The 22,661-nt window shown below is 57.1% G+C and carries 20 protein-coding genes and 4 tRNA genes; 10 read left to right on the top strand and 14 right to left on the bottom strand.

Annotation, left to right across the window (positions count from 1 at the left end):
- Positions 1-42 precede the first annotated feature (42 nt).
- A complete protein-coding gene (gene sthA, locus ASD36_RS16040; RefSeq protein WP_060505261.1) occupies positions 43-1,449 on the bottom strand; it encodes a Si-specific NAD(P)(+) transhydrogenase in 1,407 nt (468 codons plus the stop codon).
- A gap of 288 nt (positions 1,450-1,737) precedes the next feature.
- On the opposite strand from sthA, the gene ASD36_RS16035 reads away from it, so the two are divergent.
- Positions 1,738-2,733 carry a magnesium and cobalt transport protein CorA gene (locus ASD36_RS16035; RefSeq protein WP_060505627.1) on the top strand — a complete coding sequence of 332 codons (996 nt, stop codon included), beginning with the start codon at positions 1,738-1,740 and terminating at the stop codon, positions 2,731-2,733.
- A gap of 12 nt (positions 2,734-2,745) precedes the next feature.
- Here the strand turns inward: ASD36_RS16035 and radC are convergent, their stop codons facing one another.
- The 4 genes from radC to phaC are packed head-to-tail and all read right to left on the bottom strand — an operon-like array spanning position 2,746 to position 6,995.
- Positions 2,746-3,537 (bottom strand): DNA repair protein RadC, encoded by a 792-nt coding sequence (radC, locus tag ASD36_RS16030; RefSeq protein ID WP_060505262.1) that lies wholly within the window; start codon positions 3,535-3,537, stop codon positions 2,746-2,748.
- Positions 3,538-3,545: 8 nt separating this feature from the next.
- Positions 3,546-4,373 (bottom strand): type I methionyl aminopeptidase, encoded by an 828-nt coding sequence (gene map / locus ASD36_RS16025; protein WP_060505263.1) that lies wholly within the window; start codon positions 4,371-4,373, stop codon positions 3,546-3,548.
- Between the two features lie 30 nt (positions 4,374-4,403).
- A complete protein-coding gene (sfsA, locus tag ASD36_RS16020) occupies positions 4,404-5,123 on the bottom strand; it encodes a DNA/RNA nuclease SfsA (RefSeq protein WP_060505264.1) in 720 nt (239 codons plus the stop codon).
- Positions 5,124-5,141: 18 nt separating this feature from the next.
- On the bottom strand, positions 5,142-6,995 hold the full coding sequence (gene phaC, locus ASD36_RS16015; protein WP_060505265.1) for a poly(3-hydroxyalkanoate) polymerase subunit PhaC: 1,854 nt from the start codon (positions 6,993-6,995) through the stop codon (positions 5,142-5,144).
- A 173-nt stretch (positions 6,996-7,168) separates the two neighbouring features.
- Here phaC and ASD36_RS16010 point away from each other — a divergent pair, with 173 nt between their 5' ends.
- The 4 genes from ASD36_RS16010 to recJ all read left to right on the top strand — a co-directional run bounded on the left by ASD36_RS16010 (position 7,169) and on the right by recJ (position 12,180).
- On the top strand, positions 7,169-7,507 hold the full coding sequence (locus tag ASD36_RS16010; RefSeq protein ID WP_060505266.1) for a hypothetical protein: 339 nt from the start codon (positions 7,169-7,171) through the stop codon (positions 7,505-7,507).
- A gap of 122 nt (positions 7,508-7,629) precedes the next feature.
- Positions 7,630-8,847 (top strand): LL-diaminopimelate aminotransferase, encoded by a 1,218-nt coding sequence (locus ASD36_RS16005; RefSeq protein WP_037101088.1) that lies wholly within the window; start codon positions 7,630-7,632, stop codon positions 8,845-8,847.
- Positions 8,848-8,931: 84 nt separating this feature from the next.
- Positions 8,932-10,254 carry a homoserine dehydrogenase gene (locus ASD36_RS16000; protein ID WP_060505267.1) on the top strand — a complete coding sequence of 441 codons (1,323 nt, stop codon included), beginning with the start codon at positions 8,932-8,934 and terminating at the stop codon, positions 10,252-10,254.
- A 123-nt stretch (positions 10,255-10,377) separates the two neighbouring features.
- Positions 10,378-12,180 (top strand): single-stranded-DNA-specific exonuclease RecJ, encoded by a 1,803-nt coding sequence (gene recJ, locus ASD36_RS15995; RefSeq protein ID WP_060505268.1) that lies wholly within the window; start codon positions 10,378-10,380, stop codon positions 12,178-12,180.
- Between the two features lie 76 nt (positions 12,181-12,256).
- On the opposite strand, the gene ASD36_RS15990 is transcribed toward recJ, so the two are convergent.
- From ASD36_RS15990 to ASD36_RS15975, 4 genes are all read right to left on the bottom strand, one after another.
- Positions 12,257-12,331: transfer RNA gene (locus tag ASD36_RS15990), tRNA-Glu, on the bottom strand.
- Positions 12,332-12,520: 189 nt separating this feature from the next.
- A tRNA-Glu gene (locus ASD36_RS15985) sits at positions 12,521-12,595 on the bottom strand.
- A 137-nt stretch (positions 12,596-12,732) separates the two neighbouring features.
- Positions 12,733-14,148, bottom strand: coding sequence for a D-Ala-D-Ala carboxypeptidase family metallohydrolase (locus tag ASD36_RS15980; protein WP_060505269.1), 1,416 nt, complete (start codon positions 14,146-14,148; stop codon positions 12,733-12,735).
- 274 nt (positions 14,149-14,422) lie between these two features.
- A complete protein-coding gene (locus ASD36_RS15975) occupies positions 14,423-14,863 on the bottom strand; it encodes a VOC family protein (protein ID WP_060505270.1) in 441 nt (146 codons plus the stop codon).
- Positions 14,864-15,059: 196 nt separating this feature from the next.
- Here ASD36_RS15975 and ASD36_RS15970 point away from each other — a divergent pair, with 196 nt between their 5' ends.
- The 5 genes from ASD36_RS15970 to ASD36_RS15950 all read left to right on the top strand — a co-directional run bounded on the left by ASD36_RS15970 (position 15,060) and on the right by ASD36_RS15950 (position 16,951).
- Entirely contained in the window at positions 15,060-15,638 is a 579-nt protein-coding gene (locus ASD36_RS15970; RefSeq protein ID WP_060505271.1) for a cold-shock protein, read from the top strand.
- Positions 15,638-16,123, top strand: coding sequence for a DUF192 domain-containing protein (locus ASD36_RS15965; protein ID WP_060505272.1), 486 nt, complete (start codon positions 15,638-15,640; stop codon positions 16,121-16,123). The genes ASD36_RS15970 and ASD36_RS15965 overlap by 1 nt, the downstream gene beginning before the upstream one ends.
- Before the next feature lie 96 nt (positions 16,124-16,219).
- Positions 16,220-16,296 (top strand) — tRNA-Pro (locus tag ASD36_RS15960).
- A 234-nt stretch (positions 16,297-16,530) separates the two neighbouring features.
- Entirely contained in the window at positions 16,531-16,836 is a 306-nt protein-coding gene (locus tag ASD36_RS15955) for an ETC complex I subunit (protein ID WP_060505628.1), read from the top strand.
- A gap of 38 nt (positions 16,837-16,874) precedes the next feature.
- Positions 16,875-16,951, top strand: a tRNA-Arg gene (locus ASD36_RS15950).
- Between the two features lie 201 nt (positions 16,952-17,152).
- On the opposite strand, the gene ASD36_RS15945 is transcribed toward ASD36_RS15950, so the two are convergent.
- The 5 genes from ASD36_RS15945 to ASD36_RS15925 all read right to left on the bottom strand — a co-directional run bounded on the left by ASD36_RS15945 (position 17,153) and on the right by ASD36_RS15925 (position 22,541).
- Positions 17,153-18,016, bottom strand: coding sequence for a bacteriophage abortive infection AbiH family protein (locus ASD36_RS15945; RefSeq protein WP_277996003.1), 864 nt, complete (start codon positions 18,014-18,016; stop codon positions 17,153-17,155).
- 94 nt (positions 18,017-18,110) lie between these two features.
- The gene (locus ASD36_RS15940) at positions 18,111-19,085 is read right to left on the bottom strand and encodes an adenylate/guanylate cyclase domain-containing protein (protein WP_037393352.1); all 975 of its coding nucleotides are present in this window, start codon (positions 19,083-19,085) and stop codon (positions 18,111-18,113) included.
- On the bottom strand, positions 19,082-19,651 hold the full coding sequence (locus ASD36_RS15935; protein ID WP_050984008.1) for a Pycsar system effector family protein: 570 nt from the start codon (positions 19,649-19,651) through the stop codon (positions 19,082-19,084). The genes ASD36_RS15940 and ASD36_RS15935 overlap by 4 nt, the downstream gene beginning before the upstream one ends.
- A 240-nt stretch (positions 19,652-19,891) precedes the next feature.
- Positions 19,892-20,962 carry a UvrD-helicase domain-containing protein gene (locus ASD36_RS15930; protein WP_082562826.1) on the bottom strand — a complete coding sequence of 357 codons (1,071 nt, stop codon included), beginning with the start codon at positions 20,960-20,962 and terminating at the stop codon, positions 19,892-19,894.
- Positions 20,949-22,541, bottom strand: coding sequence for an AAA family ATPase (locus ASD36_RS15925; RefSeq protein ID WP_060511071.1), 1,593 nt, complete (start codon positions 22,539-22,541; stop codon positions 20,949-20,951). The genes ASD36_RS15930 and ASD36_RS15925 overlap by 14 nt, the downstream gene beginning before the upstream one ends.
- Between the last annotated feature and the right edge of the window lie 120 nt (positions 22,542-22,661).

Here is a 22,661-nt window from a genome sequence, read left to right as displayed (position 1 = left end):
GAGGTTGGTTGATGGCCCAAACGCCGCCGTCCTGACGCCCATTCACACCTTCGGCGTGATCTCGCCCATCCGGTTGCCGGCGTCGAGACCGGCGATCTTGTAGGCTTCGGCCAGCGTCGGGTAATTGAAGGTGTTTTCGACGAAATATTCGACGGTGCCCTTCAGGTTTAAGACCGCCTGGCCGATATGGACCAACTCGGTGGCACCTTCGCCGACGATATGAACGCCAAGCAGGCGGCGGGTTTTGAGCGAGAAGATTAGCTTCAGAAGCCCGGAATCGAGCCCCATAATATGGCCGCGCGATGTTTCGCGGAACCGGGCAATGCCACATTCATAGGGAATGCCGCGCTCCTTGACCTCTTCCTCCGTCAGGCCGCAGGTCGAGATTTCCGGAACGGCGTAGATGCCGTAGGGGAAGAATTTAGGCGGTTCCTTGGCGATTGCCCCAACGGCGACGCGCGCCGCAATGCGGCCCTGTTCCATCGACGTGGAAGCAAGGCTTGGGAAACCGACAACGTCGCCGGCGGCATAAATGTTGGGAACCGACGTCTGGAATGTCTCGGGGTTGACGCTGAGGCGGCCACGGCTGTCAGCCTGAAGACCAGCAGCTTCCAGGTTAAGAGAATCTGTGGCGCCCATGCGGCCAGCAGCAAACAGCACCATTTCGCAGATGATGATGCGGCCGCTGTCGAGCTTGATCGAGCATTTTCCATCCGGCAGCCGCTCCACCTTTTCGGCCTTCTGGCCGAGGTGAAGTTTCATGTTGCGGTCGCGCAACTGATAGGTGAAGTCCTCGACGATTTCCTTGTCGATGAAATCGAGCATTGTGGCCTTCGGATCGATCAGGGTCACCTGCGTATCCAGCGCGCTGAAGATCGTCGCATACTCAATACCGATGACGCCCGCGCCGATGACGGCCATGGACCGCGGCAGATCTTCGATTTCAAGCAATTCGTCGCTATCGAGCACCGTCTTTCCATCGAAGGGAATGTAATCCGGGCGAAACGGCTTCGTGCCGACCGCAAGCAGGATGCTGGTGGCGGAAACCTGGATGGTCTCACCGTCTTCCTTCACGATCTGCATCGTCTGCGAATCGACGAAGCTGGCCTTGCCGCGCATATGCTGCACGCGGTTTCGGGCAAACTGGTGTTCCAGCACCTCGACCTCGTGATCCAGCGTAATTAGCAGACGGCGGCGCAGATCCTCGGCGCTGATCTCTTCCTTGACGCGGTAGGCCCGGCCGTAAAAGCCGCGTTCGCGCCAGCCGGTCAGGTTGAGTGCGGTCTCACGCAGCGTTTTGGAAGGAATTGTGCCGGTATGGACCGAGACGCCACCGACGCGCTTTCCCTGTTCGATGACAAGAACCTTCTTGCCCAGTTTGGCAGCCTGGATGGCGGCTCTGCGTCCTGCAGGTCCGCTTCCGACAACCACGAGATCGTACTGGTTCATGACGCGTTTCCGGTGATGGAGGAGAATCATTGTGCGCTGCGATAAATGTCGCCCGCAAGCGTCTATATCGTCAATCTTACAGTTTAATAAAGCCTTGGGAACATGCCCCAGGCTTACCGATGCTTATTTAACCAAAAGCGATTATATTGGTCGGGAAATCGGCGGTCCGCGGGAAGGTTTATATCCGCTGTCACTGGGCGCTTGAACACTGGGAGGTGTGTCATGGTTTTGCAGGAAGCTGGAAGCCGGCAAGAAAGCGAAACGGCTGCTTCGTCCACCGTCACCGATATGCCACCGGCCAAGCCGCGCAGCCGTCCCGGAGTGGTTGCTGCCGCAGTCTACGAAGATGGCCAGCGCATCCGCGATATCGAAATCCAGGATGCGCACAAGTGGAAAGGCCGCGATAAGGCGGTCGTGTGGATTGGCTTGCATGAGCCGGATGATGAGCTGCTCCGCGAGGTGCAGGTCGAGTTCGGCTTGCATGCATTGGCGATCGAGGACGCCGGTCACGCGCACCAGCGCCCCAAGCTGGAAATCTACGGCGATGCGATTTTCGTCGTCGCGCGCACTGCCCATATGGCGGGCGATGAGATCGTTTTCGGCGAAACGCATCTGTTCGTCGGCCGCGGCTATGTCGTTTCGGTGCGTCACGGGCCGTCGACATCCTACAATTTGGTCAGGCAACGCTGCGAGGCTTCGCCAGCCGCATTGGCGCATGGCGAGAATTACATTCTCTATTCCATCCTCGATTTTATCGTCGACAACTACATGCCGGTCGTTGAGGGCATTCATGCGGAAGTGGAGGAACTGGAAGAACGGGTCTTGCGTGATCGCCTTGACAAAAAGGATATCGAGCGGCTCTATTTCCTGCGCCGCAGCCTGCTTCGCCTGCGCAACGCCGTCGTGCCGCTTGTCGATGTCTGCCGGCGCCACGAGCATCTCGATTTACCCGGTATGGACGCGACGCTGCATGCGCTGTTCCGCGACGTGACCGATCATGTGCGGCGTGTCCAGGAGGATATCGATACGTTGCGCGAGGTGCTTGCCTTCACCTTCGAAGCCAGCCTGATGATCGGCCAGTCGGAACAAACCGAAATTTCGCGGAAGCTCGCCTCATGGGCGGCAATTCTGGCGGTACCAACAGCGATTGCCGGAATTTACGGGATGAATTTCGACGACATGCCCGAACTGAAATTCAAGTATGGTTATTTTGTTATCCTGGGGCTTATCTTTGTCGTATGCAGCATGCTCTACCGCATGTTCCGGCGAGCGAAGTGGCTCTGAAAACTGGTACGATTAGATCAGGCGCAGCCCCTTGAGGCTGGCATGGCCATCCTTGCCGATGATGATGTGATCGTGAACGGTGATCCCGAGTGGCTTTGCTGTATCGACGATCATCTTGGTCATCTCGATATCGGCCCGGGAAGGGGTTGGATCACCGGAGGGATGATTATGCGCGAGAATAAGCGCCGTTGCGGACAGTTCGAGCGCGCGCTTGACCACTTCGCGCGGATAAACCGGCGTATGATCGACGGTGCCGGTTTGTTGCACCTCGTCGGCGATCAGCGCATTCCGCTTGTCGAGGAAAAGGATGCGGAATTGTTCCCGGGTCTCGTGTGCCATCGCCGCATGGCAGTAATCGACTACAGATGACCAGGAGGCCAGCACCTGCTTGCCCTTCAGTTCGCTCTTGAGAGTGCGATGGGCAACAGTCGAAATCAGCTTCAGATCGAGGGCAACGGCCTCGCCAATCCCCTTCACTTCCTGCAGCAAGGCAGGCGAGGCGCCAAAGACGCCGGCCAGCGTACCGAAACGTTCAAGCAGCGCCTTGGCGATCGGTTTGGTATCGCGACGCGGAATCAGCCGGAAGAGTAGCAGCTCAAGGATTTCGTAGTCAGCCAGCGCCGTATCACCGTGATCCCGATAGCGTATCCGCAACCGGTCTCGATGGCCATGGTAATGCGCATCGTCTTGCGACACTGGTGGTAATGCCAAGGCCGGCCGTTTTGCTTGCTGTTCGGCGAAAAAGCCCCTTTCATCAGCCGGTTGCGAATGATCGCCTTCGGAAGAAAATGGGGGCTTTGTCATCGCAAACCTTATGTTGGCAGGCCCGGACGGTCGAGGCCGCCCGGTGACAGGGTGAAAATCTCGCAGCCGGTGGCGGTGACGCCGACAGCATGTTCGTATTGCGCCGAAAGAGAGCGGTCGCGGGTAACGGCAGTCCAGCCATCGGCCAGAACCTTCACATGCGGCCGGCCGAGATTGATCATCGGCTCGATGGTGAAGATCATGCCTTCGCGCATTTCCGGGCCTTCGTTGGCGCGGCCGTAATGCAGGATGTTCGGCGCATCGTGAAACAGGCGCCCGACACCATGACCGCAGAAATCGCGCACCACCGAACAGCGCTCGGCTTCGGCAAAGGTCTGGATGGCTTCACCGATGGCGCCGGTGCGCGCACCGGGCTTGACGGCGGCGATGCCGCGCATCAGGCATTCATGGGTGACTTCGAGAAGACGCTGAGCGGCGCGCTTGATTTCGCCGACCGGATACATCCGGCTGGAATCACCGTGCCAGCCGTCGACGATATAGGTGACATCGATATTGACGACATCGCCTTCGCGCAGCGGCTTTTCATTGGGAATACCATGACAGACGACGTGGTTGATCGAGGTGCAGGACGACTTTGTGTAGCCGCGATAGTTGAGCGTCGCGGGCAGGGCGCCGTGGTCCATGCCGAAATCGAACACGAAACGGTCGATCTCGTCGGTCGTCACACCCGGCTTGACGCGGCTCGCCAGCTCATCGAGACAACGCGCGGTGAGCTGGCAGGCGCGCTTGATGCCGGCAAAATCCTGGGGCGTATAGAGGCGGATGACGCCGGTATTCTTGTAGGGCGCTGACGCTGCCTCGATATAGGTGACCATTACAATACTTTCAGTTGTCTTTCTTAAGTGTCATAGATCAGCACAGGCGGGTTCGTCTATCGGGATCAGCCCATCAGGCGCAATTTGCTGCGGCGAAACCCGGCACTTGATCGCAAAGGCCTCAACCCCGCGCTGTATGGCTCGGCGATAAGCCGCGGCATAAACCGGGTCGAGGTCGTCGCATATCCTGAACGTGGCGCAGTCATCCCGCTGGATCAGGTAGATCATGATGCCGCGATGGCCTTCAGCGACCATATCGCCGAGTTCTTCCAGATGTTTTGCTCCCCGTGCCGTCGGGCTGTCAGGAAATTCACCAAGGCCCGCCGTCCGGCTGAAATGCACGTTCTTGACCTCGACATAGGCGCGTCCGCGCTCGGGATCGGTCAGCAGCATGTCTATGCGGGAATTGCGGCCATATTTCTGTTCACGCTGGAGGGTCGCATAGAGGTGAAGGTCGCCGACCTGTCCGGCCCTGATCGCTTCTTCCGCCAGCCGGTTCGGTAGCCCGGTATTGATGCCGACGACGGTGTCTCCGACTTCGATCATTTCGAACATGTGCCGGTACTTGCGCGTTGGACTGTCGTGCTCGGACAACCAGATCCGCGAGCCCGGCGTGGTCAGCCCGCGCATTGATCCGGTATTGGGGCAGGAGCCGGTGATTTGGCGCCCGTCCTCAAGAACGGCATCGAAGAGAAAGCGTTTGTAGCGCTGAATGAGCACGGCGGGCACCAGCGGCCTGTCGAAAAGCATGGAGTGTCCGTTATCTGATCAGGCGCGGGCGCGGACATAGGAGCCCGGCGCTTCTTCAAGAGAATTGAGGTTTCCGCCCGTCTTTCGCGCCGGAACGCGCTCGCCATCAAGCGTTTCAATCCAGGCTTGCCAGTGCGGCCACCAGGAGCCCGGTGTTTCCTTCGCTGACATCACCCAGTCATCGAAGTCGCCCTTGGCCGCGCCACCGGTCCAGAACTGATACTTGCTCTTGTCCGGCGGATTGACGACGCCCGCGATATGGCCCGAACCGGACATGACGTAGGTGACATCGCCGCCGAAGAACTGGCTGCCGACGAAGACAGACTTTGCCGGAGCGATGTGATCTTCCTTGGTGGCGAGATTGTAGATCGGGATTTTGACGTCACCAAGCGAGACCTTCTTGCCGGCCAGCACCATGTCGCCCTTGGTCAGGTTGTTCTGCAGATAGCAATTGCGCAGATAGAAGGAGTGGTTGGCTGCCGGCATCCGCGTCGAATCGGAATTCCAGTAGAGCAGGTCGAATGCCGAGGGCTCCTGGCCCTTCAGGTAGTTGTTGACGAAATAGGGCCAGATGAGATCCGACGCGCGCAGCATGTTGAAGGCCATGGCCATCTTCGAGCCGTCGAGATAGCCGGTCTCCTTCATCCGCTGTTCTATCTGGGCGATCTGCTCTTCGTCGGCGAAGACCTTGAGGTCGCCGGCATGGGTGAAATCGACTTGCGTGGTGAACAGCGTGGCAGAGCGGATGCGCGTATCGCCTTCCTGCGCATGCAGCGCGAGTGTGGCAGCAAGCAGAGTGCCGCCAACACAATAGCCGATCGCGTTGACATCCTCTTCGCCGGTCGCATGGCGGATGGTGTCGAGCGCAAAGCCGATGCCTTCGCGGGCGTAGGACTCCCAGTCCTTATTGGCATGGCGCTCATCCGGATTGACCCAGGAGATGACGAAGACGGTATGGCCCTGATCGACCGCCCATTTGATAAAGGATTTTTGCGGATTCAGATCGAGAACGTAGAATTTGTTGATCCATGGGGGGCAGATCAACAGCGGCCGCTTCAAGACTGTGTCGGTGGAGGCATCATATTGCAGCACCTGGCAGACATCGCTTTGGGCAATCACCTTGCCGGGGGTGATGGCAATATTCTCGCCGACCGCGAATTTGCTGACATCGGTCTGGCGTAGTTTCAGGTCGCCCTTGCCGGCAACGATGTCCTCGGCCAGCATCTGCATGCCCTTGACGAGATTGGCGCCGCTGGAGGCGACCGTTTCGCGATAAAGCTGCGGGTTGGTGGTGACGAAATTGGCAGGCGACAGGGCGCTCGAAATCTGCCTGACGTAGAAGGCGGCTTTGTGTTTGGTATGCTCGTCGAGCCCTTCGGCGTCGCGCACCATCCGGTCCGCCCAGCTGGACGTGATGAAATAGGCCTGCCGCAGGAAATCGAAGAACGGATTGGCAACCCAGTCGGCATCCGCAAAACGTTTGTCGTTGCGGGGCACCTCGTCTGGATCGGCGACCGCCTCGCCGTTCATTTTCTGCAGGCTTCGCGTCCACATGGAAAAGAAGCTGCCCATCAAATGGGTCTGGGCTTCCAAGGTCCGCCTCGGATCGGAGAGCCAGTATTCGGATACTTTGGAGAGGGTCTTGACCATATCGACCATCGGGTCGGCGACCATGTCGGTCTTTTCGCCGCTTTCGCGGGGGGCAAGCCAAGCGGATGCGGCCTTGCCAAGCTGCTCGACAGTGCGGGCAAGATTGATCGTAAAGGCTTCCGGGTCCTTGACGATATAGGGTTCGACGGATTTCGGGTCGAAACCGGGAAAACCTTCCGTGCTGGCGCCGGTCTGGCCCTCGGCCTTCCTGTCTTCTGCCACCCAGTTTCCTCCACAGATGTTTGTTTGTTTTGTCTTTTTACATTCTGCCTTAAAATGATTACAAGTGCCAGCGCATGTTGGACTCGGGGCACGTTGGTTGCCCACCGGTTTCGGTCGAGGATTCAACGAAAGGGCCGGGCAGGGGCGAGATGACGAAGTCGGGGAAAGCAGTGATGACGCGGATGGTGACGGCCTTTGGGATGGCAGGTTTGGTGCTTGCGCTTGCCGCCTGCAGTTCGGCAAAAATCGAGGAGCAGCCGTCGATCTATTCGGCCACCATGGCCAAGCCGATCCCTGCTGACGTCTATCCGGTCATCGAAGGAAAATTGCCGGCGGCGAGCGCCCAGATGAGCAATGAAGAGGCTGCAAGCCAGTCGGCGCGGCTGACTGCTCTTGGGGCTGCCCGCTCATCGGGAAAAATCTCCGAAGCCGAATATCAGCGCCGCCTGAAGGAGCTGCAGCTGTTGGCCGCCAATCACGGCGCCGATACGCTGAAAGAGATACAGAAATAGCGCTTGCGTTTCGGCTGATTTGGACGCAAAGCGTTTCATGGCCGCGTGGGCCTGATTGCACCGCGCGCGTCTCCTTGCACGCATGATTCCGGCATGGGGACGGCGCAAGACGAGGTTTAGAGATGGAAGAGTTTCACAAAGTCCGGCGTCTGCCGCCTTACGTTTTCGAACAGGTCAACCGTTTGAAAGCCAGCGCGCGAGCGGGTGGAGCTGACATCATCGATCTCGGCATGGGCAATCCGGACCTTCCGACGCCGCAATCCGTTGTCGACAAGCTGTGCGAGGTCGTTCAGGATCCGCGCACTCACCGCTATTCGTCCTCCAAGGGCATACCGGGTCTTCGCCGTGCGCAGGCCGCCTATTACGCCCGCCGGTTTGGCGTCAAGCTTAATCCGGACACGCAGGTGGTCGCCACCCTCGGCTCCAAGGAAGGTTTTGCCAATATGGCGCAGGCGATCACCGCGCCCGGCGACGTGATCCTGTGCCCGAACCCGACCTATCCGATCCATGCCTTCGGCTTCCTGATGACCGGCGGCGTGATCCGTTCGATCTCGGTCGAGCCGGATGATACGTTCTTCCCGCCGCTGGAGCGGGCGATCCGTCATTCGATCCCCAAACCGATCGCGCTGGTCATCAACTATCCGTCCAACCCGACGGCGCATGTGGCAACGCTTGATTTCTACAAGGAAGTCGTCGCCTTCGCGAAGAAGCACGACATCGTCATCCTGTCGGATCTGGCCTATTCGGAAATCTATTTCGATGGCGTTCTGCCGCCGTCGGTTCTGGAAGTTCCAGGCGCCATGGACAACACGGTCGAGTTCACCTCGATGTCGAAGACATTTTCCATGCCCGGCTGGCGCATGGGTTTTGCTGTCGGCAACGAACGCCTGATTGCGGCTCTGACGCGGGTGAAGTCCTATCTCGATTACGGCGCTTTCACGCCGATCCAGGTGGCTGCAACCCATGCGCTGAACGGCGACGGCTCGGATATCGCGGAAGTGCGCAATATCTACAAGCGCCGCCGCGACGTGCTGGTCGAAAGCTTCGGCAAGGCCGGCTGGGATGTGCCGCCGCCGGCCGCCACCATGTTTGCCTGGGCCAAGATCCCGGAAAAGTTCCGTCATCTCGGTTCGCTGGAGTTCTCCAAGCTCCTGGTCGAAAAGGCCGATATCGCAGTGGCACCCGGCATCGGTTTTGGCGAGCAGGGCGACGACTACATCCGCATCGCGCTGGTTGAAAACGAACACCGCATTCGCCAGGCCGCCCGCAGCCTCAAGAAGTTCCTGTCGACAGCCGACGATACGTTGCACAACGTCATCTCGCTGAACGCTCACCGCTGAGGCATTGGATTTTCCAGTTTCCTCAAAATCTGCTCCGCCGTTTCAGGCGGAGCGCTCTCGATATGTTAATGTTAGGAAACGTGTATGGCAGATGCCCTTAAAATCGGCATTGCGGGCTTGGGAACTGTTGGTGCCTCGCTCGTGCGTATTCTCCAGGAACGCCACGAGGCGCTGGCGACGACATGCGGCCGGGCCATCGAAATCACCGCCGTTACGGCACGTGACAGGAACCGTGATCGCGGCATCGACATTTCCGCCATCGACTGGCACGAAGATGCGCTTTCGCTGGCGAGCACTGCCGATATCGACGTCTTCGTCGAATTGATGGGCGGTGCCGGTGAACCGGCTCTGTCCGCCGTCAAGGCTGCCCTGTCGCGCGGCGTGCACGTCATCACCGCCAACAAGGCGCTGCTGGCAGCCCACGGCATCGCGCTTGCCGGTCTGGCTGAAGAGCATGGCGCGCTTCTGAATTACGAAGCTGCCGTCGCCGGCGGTATTCCGGTGATCAAGGCACTGCGGGAATCGCTGACGGGCAACACGATTTCGCGCGTCTACGGCATCATGAACGGCACCTGCAATTACATCCTGACCAAGATGGAAAAGGAAGGCCTGTCGTTCGAGGCCTGCCTCAAGGAGGCCCAGCGCCTTGGTTATGCTGAAGCCGATCCCGCTTTTGACATCGAGGGCAACGATACCGCCCACAAACTGTCGATCCTCACCAGCCTTGCTTTCGGTACGGCAATTGCTGCCGATGACATTTATCTTGAAGGCATCACCAATATCTCGATCGACGACATCCATGCAGCCGCCGATCTCGGTTACCGTATCAAGCTGCTCGGCGTTGCCCAGCGCACGGAGAGTGGTATCGAGCAGCGCGTGCACCCGACCATGGTACCGCTCGATTCGGTGATTGCGCAGGTTGATGGTGTCACCAACGCCGTGGCAATCGAATCCGATATCCTTGGCGAATTGCTGATGGTCGGCCCGGGTGCTGGTGGCAATGCAACGGCATCCGCCGTACTCGGCGATATCGCCGATCTGGCCAAGAGCCGCCCGGGAGCCCAGCATGTTCCGGCGTTTGGCCGCCCTGTCACGGCGTTGCTGCCGTACAAACAGGCGCAGATCCAGAGCCATGAGGGCGGATACTTCATCCGCCTGAAGGTTCTCGACAAGACCGGCGTGTTTGCAAGCATTGCGACGCGCATGGCAGAGAACCGGATTTCGCTGGAATCGATCGTCCAGCACTCCAAGCAGCCCGTGGATACTGGCGAACCGCAGACGATCATCCTTGTCACCCACGCGACGACCGAGGATTCGGTGCGCAAGGCCGTGGCGTCGATCAAGGCCGAGGGTTATCTGGTCGGCGAACCGCAGGTTATCCGCATCGAGCGGCCGAAGGCAGCCTGATCCCCCTTTGCCATTGAATGTCTTACGGCCCTATCCGGATTGTATCCGGATGGGGCCGTTTTCGTTGCTGTTTGCACAGGATGCAAAACCCGCGTACGAACGGTCAAAAGTCATGGGTGTACGATGATTGAAGTGCCAGATCCCGTCCAGCGGGCGTTTCTCAATGTCGAGCGGTCGGTCAGCGGACAGCGCTGGGTATCGCGGCTCGACCAGGCCGGTCAGAACCGCGCATTGGCCATCAGCCAGGTTCACGGGTTTTCCGATCTCATCGCACGGGTACTTGCGGGCCGCGGCGTGACCATGGACGACGCGGTGGCATTTCTCGATCCGACCATTCGTTCGCTGATGCCCGATCCCGATACGCTGACCGATTGTAGCAAGGCTGCCGCCCGGATCGTCGCCGCGATCACGGCGCGCGAAAAGGTTGCCATTTTCGGAGACTACGATGTCGATGGCGCCGCGTCCTCGGCACTGATGTTCCGCTTCCTGCGCCATTTTGGCGTCGCGGCGGAAATCTATATTCCCGATCGGATTTTTGAAGGCTACGGTCCCAATCCTGCTGCCATCAACCAGCTGATCGATAATGGCGCCCGGTTGATTGTTACCGTCGATTGCGGCTCGACCAGCCACGAATCGCTGGCGGCTGCCGAGGCGCGCGGCATCGATGTCGTTGTGATCGACCATCATCAGGTCGGTGCGGAACTGCCGCCCTGCGTGGCGCTGGTCAATCCAAACCGCGAGGACGATCTGTCGGGGCAGGGGCATCTCTGCGCCGCCGGTGTCGTCTTCCTCGTTCTCGTCAATGCCGTGCGCCAGTTGCGTGAAGCCGGTGACAAGCGTGTCGCCTCGTTCGATCTGCTCGCCTTGCTTGATATTGTCGCGCTGGCGACGGTCTGCGATGTGGTGCCGCTAAAGGGGCTGAACAGGGCCTACGTGGTCAAGGGGCTGGTTGCCGCACGGCATATGCAGAACCCGGGCCTGTCGGCCCTGTTTCGCAAGGCCGGGCTTGGCGGGCCGGTGACGCCCTATCATTTCGGCTTTCTGATCGGCCCGCGCATCAATGCCGGCGGCCGTATCGGCGATGCGGCACTCGGTAGCCGCTTGCTTACGCTGGAGGATGAGGCCGCCGCCGAAGAGATCGCCGCCAAACTCGACGAGCTCAACCGAGAGCGGCAGGTGATGGAGGTGGCGATGCTGGCAGAGGCGGAGGCCGAAGCGCTGGCGGAATACGGCACCGGCGAATCGGCTTCGATCATCGTCACAGCCCGTGAAAACTGGCACCCGGGCATCGTTGGCCTTCTGGCTGCACGCCTGAAGGAAAAGTTTCGCCGTCCGGCCTTTGCGATCTCGTTTGATATCAATGGCAAGGGAACGGGATCGGGCCGCTCGATCAGCGGCTTCGACATCGGCAAAATCGTTCGCGCGGCTGTCGATAATGGCCTGCTGGTCAAAGGCGGTGGCCACGCGATGGCGGCGGGCCTGACCGTCGAGCGCGCCAATCTCGGCAAGCTCAGGCACTTCTTCGACGAGAGGGCGCAGAATACCGTCAAAGACCTCGTCTCGGCCGAGACGCTGAAGATTGACGGCGCCTTGGGCGCCGCCGGCGCCAATCTGGCGCTAATCGATCAATTGGAGCAGGCAGGCCCATACGGGGCAGGGCATCCGCAGCCCGTCTTTGCCTTGCCGGCGCACCGCCTGCGGGATTCGCGCCAGGTCGGCGCCAATCACGTGAAGGTGACGCTGGAAGGCCAGGACGGTTCGAGGGTCGAGGGTATCGCGTTCCGTGCTCTGGAGACACCGCTGGGCGACTTGCTGCTGTCCGAGCGTGGCACTTCGCTACACGTAGCCGCCTCTGTCTCGGCAGACATGTGGCAGGGAACACGCCGCGTGCAACTGCGCATTATCGACGCGGCAAAGGCATTCTGAACCGGAGGCGTGCAACAAGGCTAAAAGCTTTGAAAGCCGGAAAATGCGTCAATGTGGGTGGATGAATGAGAGACCATGGTACGCCCTAGGGGAGTCGAACCCCTCTTCCCAGAATGAAAATCTGGTGTCCTAACCGATAGACGAAGGGCGCATCAGTGGTGTGGGCGTCTTATAGACAGACACGATGAATGCTGCAAGCGCTAAATCGCATTTTTCGAAAGAATTTTTCACAACAAAATCAGCGGTTAAACGGCTTGAGTTTATGTGACGCAAAAACGCCCGCAACGCCTGTTTTAAGCGTCTGCGAGGCATATATTTTCGCTGGAAAGGAGGATCACAATGGTACGCCCTAGGGGAGTCGAACCCCTCTTCCCAGAATGAAAATCTGGTGTCCTAACCGATAGACGAAGGGCGCATCCGTTGTGTGGGCGTCTTATAGTCAGGGGTTTTGAATACCGCAAGCGGCAAATTTCATTTTCCTGTAAAAAAGTTCTGATAACGAACGGTTTTTAGTGGTTGGAGGAATTGTCTAATTAAAACAGACGGTTGTCGTTAACCCTTGCGGCGGCGGCAGCGCCAATTCCAATCGCGGGCCTCGCCCGTGTCGATATGGACGGATTCCGTGTGGCAATAGGTTCCAACGCCGCCGCGTCCCGGAATAGTACGCAGATATTCGGCAAGATCCCATTTGCTGACGCCAGGCACCTGGATGTCGGCGGCCTGGCACGTCGTGTGAAGCGAGTGCTTGCGTCCACCGGCACTGGCATTATGCTTCAGATCGCGCAAGCCGGAGGTCACCATGATCTTTCGGCCGTAATGAGTCTCAATGACCTTCAGAACCTGCAACAAATCGGGTTGGAAACAGCCCGTTTCCACCTTTTCGGTTTGCAGCATCAGCCCGTTCGGCGCGAGGCGAGCGAGGCCCGACAATGACGCCATTTCCACCGCAGGACTATCGTCGTCGTGTCCCGGTTGCGAATCATCGACAGTCGCAAACATCGACGTGGTTCGCACGCCGGGCAGGGCGGTGAACCCGAGCGCGGCAATCTGCTGCGGTTTCAGGTTGCTGGCAACGAGCGCCTTCTTTTCGGAAGCCTTGGCGAAGCGATCATTGTTGAACTGGTTCCGGTTCTTGCGCTTGGCAGCAAACAGGCCGGCAAGCGTCAGGGTTTTTTCCGCCTCATCCGATTTATCCTCGCTGTTCTGCGAATTTCCGGAATCGGAAATCATTGCCGTCGCGCTGTTGACGCCCTCCGCGGATGCGGTTTGCTGGGCTGCTGTTTGTTGTGCATCGGCGTTTCGCATGCCGTCGCCGCTAGACGGGATTGGCACGGCAACGGGGAGCGGCGTGCCGTCAGCGCCAATTTCCGTGCTCGCCACCTGTTGTTGAGCGGTTGCCGCACCGTCGGCATTGCTCGCGCCTTCCAGCGGCAGGGGGACCTGGCTTGCTGCCGGCTGGCCACTGTTGAAAAGACTGTTTGTCGCGGGATTAACGCCGGTGGCTTGCGCGGTCGGCAGTGGTGCATTGCCTGTGGCTGTCGTGGCACCCTGAGCCGTCACCGCGTTCGGCGTCTGGACCGCAAAGATGCTGTTCGAGGTGGCATTCAGGCCGGTGTTTTGCATCGTCAGCGATGACGGCTGTCCATTGTTGGGGGCAGGCATCATCGCAGTGGCTTGGGTTGCGGGGTGTTGCTGGCCATTGGCGCCAATGGCGGAAACCTGCTGATCCTGATAGGAACCGGACGCCGCTTGCCCGGCGTCAGTGGACGCGATTTCCGGCACCACATCTTCTGCTGCTGTCGCGGCTTCGGCCGTTTCCTTTGCGGCGGAAACGCAACCCGACAGCATCATTGTTGAAACGCTCAGCGCAAGTGCACAACCAAGGCCGCGAATCGCCGCCGCTTTCTGCAAAATATGGCGCAACGTTGGATCCCCACTCAATGCGGGCCGGGCGACATTTGCCGTCATGGCCTTTCATCAGACGCGCCAAACCGCACGATCAGCGTGGCCCCTGTTAAAGGATCGCCACACCTCCTCCATTGCGGTTTGACCGGTTCAACCGGGGATAAAGTGCCTGCCAGCGTAACGCTGTGTGCACCTTTATTCCCTTAACGTTTCGTTCAAACATTAGTGAACGTACCGGTATTTGTAAACCTGCGCTGACGCAGGCGATACGTGCAGCCCAGCAACCATCGGTGCTGGAAAGCAGTGGCAGATATCGCCCAGTCGCATTGTGCGGAGCTTACCAGGCGCCGGTATTGCCCATCGAGGCCCAGGGTTCCTGCGACGCAAGGCTCTCACCCTTCTGCAGGATTTCGATGGAGATGCCGTCCGGCGAGCGGACGAAGGCCATGTGGCCATCGCGTGGCGGCCGGTTGATGATGACGCCGCCGTCCATCAGATGCTGGCAGGTCGCATAGATGTCGTCGACCTCGTAGGCCAGGTGGCCGAAATTGCGGCCGCCGGTGTAATCCTCGGTGTCCCAATTGTAGGTGAGTTCCAGGCAGGGCGACAATTCTGCCTTGGCGTGATCGAGATCGCCGGGAGCGGCGAGAAAAATCAGGGTGAAGCGGCCCTTTTCATTCTCGTAGCGGCGAATTTCCACAAGGCCAAACAGCTTGACCCAGAAGTGAAGTGAAGCGTCCAGATCTTTGACGCGAACCATCGTGTGCAGATAACGCATTGGTATATCCTTGTTTTGCGGAAGATGGAGTATATTTAGCCGACAACCAGCCAGAGGCAAGGCTCGGCGGCTAATGTGCTTTGACGGCAAATTTCATCCGGGGGCTTGCACATGTGCGGCGGGACGATGTTATTCTGATCGTCAAGAATCAGTTAACCGTAATGATGTGACGCGTAATCGAGGGGCTGGATAGGCAATGGCGGACAGAATTTCAGCAAAGGGCGTCACGCCGGATGACGATTTTGCCAATGACGCTCTCGATCTGGTTGAAATAACCGGCGTCATCAAATGGTTCGACGTTGCCAAGGGATTCGGCTTTATCATTCCCGACAACGGCATGCAGGATGTCCTGGTTCACGTCACATGCCTGCGCCGCGACGGCTACCAGACCGTGCTTGAGGGCGCCCGCGTGGTTGCGCTCATTCAAAGGCGTGACCGCGGCTATCAGGCTTTCCGTATTCTCTCCATGGATCAGTCGACGGCAATCCATCCCTCGCAGCTGCCGCCGGTCAAGACCCACGTTCAGGTGACGCCGACCAGCGGGCTGGAGCGATGCCTGGTCAAGTGGTTCAACCGCACCAAGGGGTTCGGCTTCCTGACGCGCGGCGACGGTACAGAGGATATTTTCATCCATATGGAAACCCTGCGTCGTTTCGGGCTTACCGAACTGCGTCCCGGTCAGACCGTTCTGGTGCGTTTCGGCGATGGGGACAAGGGTCTGATGGCCGCCGAAATTCATCCTGACATACCGGCACCAGTAGGCCGGGCACACTAATGCGCACTTATTGTCTGCGCCTCGCCGGAAGCGCCCTCGTGGCGCTTTTTTTGTGGCTTGTTCCTTTTTTCGCTGCCGCCGCTGACGTCACCTTCGAAACCGCGCCTTTGCAGATCATCTCCACTGGCGGCAAGGTGCATAAATTCACCGTCGAACTGGCAGTGGACAACGAGCAGCGATCGCAGGGCCTGATGAACCGACGCCATATGGCGCGCGACCACGGCATGCTGTTTGATTTCGGTGTGACGCGGCAAGTGATGATGTGGATGAAGAACACCTATCTTCCACTCGACATGCTGTTCATCGCCAAGGACGGCAGGATAGAGACGATTCGTGAGAACGCCGTACCGCTGTCGGAAGCCATCATTGATTCGCGCGTTCCGGTCGCTTTCGTTCTCGAATTGAATGCAGGCACCGTCAATCGCCTAGGTATTGCGACGGGCGATGTTGTCGATAGTCAGCGCATCTCCGATTTGAAGCCCTGACCATCCGGTCAATCCTTTGGCGCATCTGTGGAATTGTGCAATTTAGGTGTTGCAGGGGCAGGGGGAAGCGTGTATCTCCCCGCCATCGACGGGTCACGGAGTGTAGCGCAGCCTGGTAGCGCATCTGGTTTGGGACCAGAGGGTCGGGAGTTCGAATCTCTCCACTCCGACCATTGATTTTCCCAATTTGTTACATCGGTAGCGCAAGAGGCCTTTGCTTGTTCGGCTTCACGCGCCGCTTGTGAAGCGCTCGCTTTTTGCTGCGAAACGGCGCAGATGGCAAAATTGGCGGATATATCTCAGCAAGGTCATTTCGTTTTAATTCGTTCTGCGCTATGGCAATGCGCAGACACCGGCTGCGCATTGCGCCGCCGGCAGCAGTGAACCATGGTGGAGCCGCCAAAAATATGTCCGCGAAAATCTATCGACCCGCAAAAACCGCCATGCAGTCTGGCAAGGCCAAGACGAATTTGTGGGTTCTTGAGTTCGATCAGGAAACGCCGCGCACCATTGACCCGATCATGGGCTATACGAGTTCGGCCGATACGCGTCAGCAGGTCAAGCTGACATTCGAAACAGCTGAACAGGCTGTTGCCTATGCCGAGCGCAACAGCATCGAATACCGTGTCATCGCGCCGAAGGAACCGACCCGCAAAAGCGTGTCCTACAGCGATAATTTCCGGTTCAGCCGTACGCAGCCCTGGACCCATTGATCCAGGACGCCGGTTCAGGAGGGAAACCTCCTCCAAGCGGCCCCTTAGCTCAGCTGGATAGAGCACCTGCCTTCTAAGCAGGTTGTCGCAGGTTCGAGCCCTGCAGGGGTCGCCATTCATATAGCCCGACACATCTGTTGAAACAAACGACAACCTTCTGAGAGTCACCGACGCACCTGGTGAGAATCGGAAGTAGGTTGCCAGCTTCAACAGCGTTAATTGACGGGGCTTTCGCTTTGGCCATCAGCGGTCCTTCGTTAGCGGCGGGTTCGCACCGAGATACGTCGGCGGGAGGAGCGATTCCGACACCCATTCATTACAGAGCATTCAGCGGCCTAAGGCGAAGGCGCGACCCTGCAATGCCAATGTCTTCGGCTGCGGACCTCGTGGCGTTCTCGTCCTTATAGTAGCTGACGGTCCACTGAGTATCCGGGTGAACCTGATCTAGGACCGCGTGAAAGTACATTCCGTCGACTGGTGCCAAGGAATGCCCGAGAACGAAAACTTCGGTGACGGTTTTGAGCCCTTCGAAGAATGTCTTGTTACGAGCCAGGATGTCCTTCGTAGGCTTGAATGTTTCGGCCAGGAGATCGTCAATCAGTTGAAAGCCTCCTGCCACACGAACATCAGTACCCTCATTGGTGAAGCGCGAGCGAAGGTCGGATGCTCGGCGATCCCATCCATGGCCAAGTATAATGTCGGCGGCGACGTCCGAAGCCGATCCATGGATATGGAGAACCCGATTGTCAGCAACGTCGTAAAGACGCTGAAGGGTGGGGGTGTAGTTGAAGTTAAGAAATGAAGCGTTCGGATCGATGCACCGCACTGGAAACGCAGGGCTCGCCTGAATCTCAATCTGTCGAACCCAGTCAGCGAAATTTCTGCGCAGGTCTTTCGAGATGGCTGAGCAAATCTGCTCCATCTCATATTCATAGTCGTGGTGCCCAGAGTCGCTCCAATCATCTGCGCCATAGGACATTAGAAAATTGGCTGCATGATCTTCGATTTGATCTACGTCAACCTGAGCTAGGCACTCTTCAAGGACGCTCCAAAGGTCCCTATCCGGCACGACATAATCTTCAGCGATGCGGAAGGTTTCTTGATCCACGTGCTCCAAGTACGTTGCAAAATCGGAGTATTTCGAAGCGATGCCGTGATGAAGGTCAAAGCCATTCCCAATGATAAACAGCTTGTTTGTCAGCTTGGCCTCCCGCGAGGTTTCGTGTGATCGATGACACTATCAGAAGGCCGAAGTCCGGCCGGAACGGCGAAGTTCAGGTTTTAAGCGCGGGGAAAATCACATCTCCGGCGTAAACCTTTCCCGTGTATCCTGGCACCTTGATGGAGACTTCCGAGAACCAGGCGTTGACGACTGAATTGTCTGCTGGCTTGGCTGCTTTGAAACCGTTCCAGACAGTCTCCGTCATCATGATCGGTTTTGTTGCCTCTCGGGTGACAATGCTCCGTTCAGATACCAACATCATTTGGAAGTTTGGGTCAGAATGCTGGAGGCGATTGCCGAGCAGTTCGGATGAGAGTTGCCGTACGAAGTCACTAGGATAAAAGTCTCTCCAGGTTCCATCGCCACCCAAACCGGCGAAAATGCCAAGGGGTGACTTGAAGTGGGCAGATACGATTGGAATCGGAACGCTTTCCTCCGGCTTGTTTGCCAAGTCCGTCAGCTTGCTTGCGACGTTCGCCGGTCTTCCCAGCCATACGAGATTTCGGTAGGCCGCTTGATCAACACCCCGACGACGGACGCCTGTTTTGGTCGCTAACATATTCCCCGCATCGATCCCAATGCCGCATTCAACCTCTCCTCGCTTGAAATGCAGATTTATAACATGCTGGGAGATTGTATTCATCGCAATCGCGCATTCCACGGCATTTACATACGCGTCTGCGGTATCAAATATAACCATGACGCGGTCACCGATAATGCCTCTGACGTGGCCCTTATGGTGACGAGCACAGCGTGTCATTGCCCTGACAAAAGCTGAGTAGAGCTTTGCTACCGTCTTAGGTTTGTGGGTGATATTCAGCTCGGTTGATCGGCGTATGTCGATGTAAAGTACGCAGGTCTCGATCAACTTCGCGCCTTGTCGCTTGGCGTCCAAGTTTGGAAACGTTATTGCCGGGTCACCTGAATGTGGGACCGTCTTTGTCCCCGTCACATCAATCTGAAAGTCTGCCGCCAGGATAGTGCTGACTTCCTCGACAATCTCATCGCGCAGGTCCTTGATCGTCATGGATTGCTCCCGACTAGCGCCGATAAAAGCCGCCACAGATTGATGATGCCGGGAATCGCGACAACAAGGATCGCAGAAAACACGATCAATGCGCCGGTGTTGAAGATCGTAAGTTTTCGCTTGGTGATCTGACTGTTGACAGCAATTTGGATCGCCAAGTCGTCCAGATAGTTTTGTGTCGCGGATTCATTTTCCGGCGGAAAGTATCGCTCCGATACCCGCTGTTTATATGCAGCGGGAGCAAAGGAAGCAGCATCACCAAAGTACAAGAGAGCCTTCGATTGGTCCGGGTCTTTGTGGAAGCTGTTCAACAAGGTCTTCGGGAGAAATGAATATAATGCCGTCAACGCCGCGAGAATGAACAACGGCAACGCAAACGTGAAAGCCGTTCTCCACTCGTTTGCGAGCGTGGCATTGTTCAGATTGCTAATCGAAGCCACGATTGAGGCAGAGGCAAATGTAAGCAAAGCAGCGTTTTTGGTTTCTGCAAATTTCAGAAAATCCAGAACCCGAGCAAGTGACGATGTAAGTACCCGTTCATACGCTTCTTGTTGATCATTCTTCATTGGCTGCCCCGATCCCTAATGAGTTGACATTGAGCGATATCGGAACAGCTTCGCAACGAAAACTTACCTTGCTGGCAGAATTCCCCAAGAAATTGCAGCTACGGCATCACCGCCCGTAGGTCGCCGCCGTCTCAACACGGGAGGCCCTGCGTTATGACCTTTTCGATGGCATCGAAGTCTTCCAAAGAGGCACCAAGGACGCGCTGGAGACTGGACAGCTTCAATGAACGCTACCATGACCTAGTGCGGGATGACCTCTTTCAGAGCTGAGGTTCCGTCGTACACAAATGTCACGCTGTAGCGGGCCCTAGTAATTCCGACGTACAGCTCGGGTTTGACACCGCTCACATGCTCATAGTCTCCCGTCTCCAGCCATTTCTGGGCCTTCTTATGCGGGAATATTAGTATTCGGTCGAAAGTCATGCCCTTGGACTCTCCAAAGTTCAGAGCTGGAAAACCAGCGCAATCCGTTTTCACGGATAATCGCAGCACCTGCGACTTAAACTTGCTGAGGTACTCGGCTACGTTCCCCTTCTTTATCGAAAACACGCCGTCATGACCGGTCATGTCCTTGTTTCGCGACTGAGTCTTTTCGTGGTCGGGATAGAAGCTGTCGGCTAGGTCTGCGATCCGTTGGTTGCACCGGTGAGTCTCGACCAGATGCTGCAGTTCAACGAGCTTCTTTTTCTCCCATTCCCGAAATTTCTTGATGATATCGGGCCCTCGAAAGCCCTTGTGACGGTTGGAATTGTTGGTCGTAAAAGTGGATTGTCGGGGATCGCCCACAAGAACCACTTCAAGATTGGACCTGAGCATCAGTTCGAGGATGTCGAGGTCATATCCAGCGAAATCCTGAATTTCATCGATGTAGACCCGTTCGAAGCGCTGATCCAACCGGCGGATAATGGCGTTCTTGGATATCGCGTTACAATCGCAGACAAATTCCGCGAGCTTGTTCGAGTAGATGGTCGACGAATTACCGAAATAATAGCGGCCAGCGTCCGATTTGGGAGCAAACCTGTCGACCGTCGTTTCCGTCCAAAAAATTCCGTCTATGCGCTTCTCGTATTTGTGGTTCCTATACGGCCGAGCCATTTCGCGAAGAAGGAAGGTGTACCAGGGAATGATTTCGACATGCGGCGGGATGGTCTGACCTAGTTGATGGAACTTGGATTGGATTTCTCGAACGTTATTCCGCGTATAGGTGATGATAGCTGACCGCATTGATTTGTCGGCCAGCACTTCGTCAACGATGCGTGTTGTCTTTCCACCACCCGCAGCGGCGATGACGATCCGGTTAGGCGACCGCACGGTTGATATACTCCGGTACGTTCCACGCTTTGTCGGTTTCGAAAAGCCGTAGGGCGACCTCAGTCTTGTTATTCTGCATGAACTTCAACAGGTCTTCGTCCGTGGCGTACGTGGTGCCCAGGATATCATTCAACACAACCCGGCCATTGGCCTTGAGCAGTTGGGGTTCCAGTGTCCTGGCACTCTCGTCGGGATCGTACTGAAGTGCGATGTGTTTATGATTGAGATAATCGGCGTATTTTTGCTGCAGCCGAGCCACGTCTCCATCGTTGTCGGTCACCACGTCGACCTTGATGTTCAATATGTCCGCGATCTCCAAAAAGCGTTTGAATGCGAGAGAGCTGACACTGATGACGTCGACCCCCGCCTCAATGGGCATCTTGCCGTGCCTTCGATGAAAGGCTTTCTGCACAACAAGCTCATCGGATGGCCCTTCAACTAGGATCGCACGCTTTGAGAGCACCAGTCGCAGCGTGTCGTAGCCTGGTAGTTTCAGGAAGTAATCTCGGGTCTTCGAATCGAGCGCCGTTAGCTTGGTCGCGATGCCGTTCATGAACATCAAAACCGAATCCACTCCGAGCTTGTTCATTACGTAGCTGCTGTGTGTGGTTATCAGCAGCTGCCGGTCTCCACGTTTGGCGGCGATATGAGCGATCAAGCTTGCGAGATTTGTAAATGAAAGATGGTTCTCGGCTTCCTCGATCAGGAAAATGTGGGAGTTGTCCGCAACATCCAGGGCTAGCTTGATCTTGACGGCGCTTTGCTCACCCTTGCCAATAAGCGTCATCGGAATCTCATCAAGGTGCGGCATCACACCTGACTCCCAGCTTGCCCGAGCCGAACTGTCGAGCGACACGGTGATCGCCTTGTCAGAAACATGCCCTTTTTTCGCCTCAAGGCCTGAGTTGATGGCTGCAACCTTAGGGTCGGCCAGAAAGCGATCTTTCATCTGCCGATATGAGAGAGCGAGACTAACCTGCTCCTCACGAGTCAGGCTGTCCTTGACCACATCCAGGACGTATCGATTGGCAACACCATTGTTCCGCAGGGTGCTCGCGTCGATGTAGCTTGGTCGAACTGGAATGGAACGTGCTGTCACATCGTTGTCAGCGAAATCGCGCCACCGAACAATGTAATGCTCTACCGGAATTGTTCGGATGAGCGAGGGATCGGCGATATAGTCCTCGTACTCAGCCCGGTAGCCTTCATTGAATTCGATCAGCATTCTGACGCCTGGGACGTCGAGCTTCAGGGAGTTTATCCGCCCTTTTAGCTTTGTCAGCGCTGGATCGTCTGAGAAGTAAAGTTCAATCAGAATCGGCGGCGGCGGGCCGACATACTTCTTGTGCAGTATCGCAATGTAATGGCTGACCACCTTGGAATTGAAAAGATAAGGGTGCAGTTCGCCCTGGATAGCACGGCCATTGATCTGACCGCTCAAGGCGAGGTGTATTGCTTCCAGGAGGGTCGATTTTCCGCATTCATTGTCGCCGACAATGACATTTAGGTTTGGATTGAGATCAACGGTCGAATCCAGGAGACAACGGTAATTTTTGATGACGACTTTTGTTATGTGCACCGAAATCCCCGCGATCCATCCTGAAAGCCGACGAATCGGTTCAGTTTCAAATATGGATTCTTACCGTGAGGATCGTTGATGATACAACTGATGCGTTAAATCTGCGGCTTCAATTGCCTC

Source organism: Rhizobium sp. Root1334, from assembly GCF_001426665.1.
GTDB lineage: Bacteria > Pseudomonadota > Alphaproteobacteria > Rhizobiales > Rhizobiaceae > Pararhizobium.
This window is presented reverse-complemented; position numbering and strand designations above follow the sequence as displayed.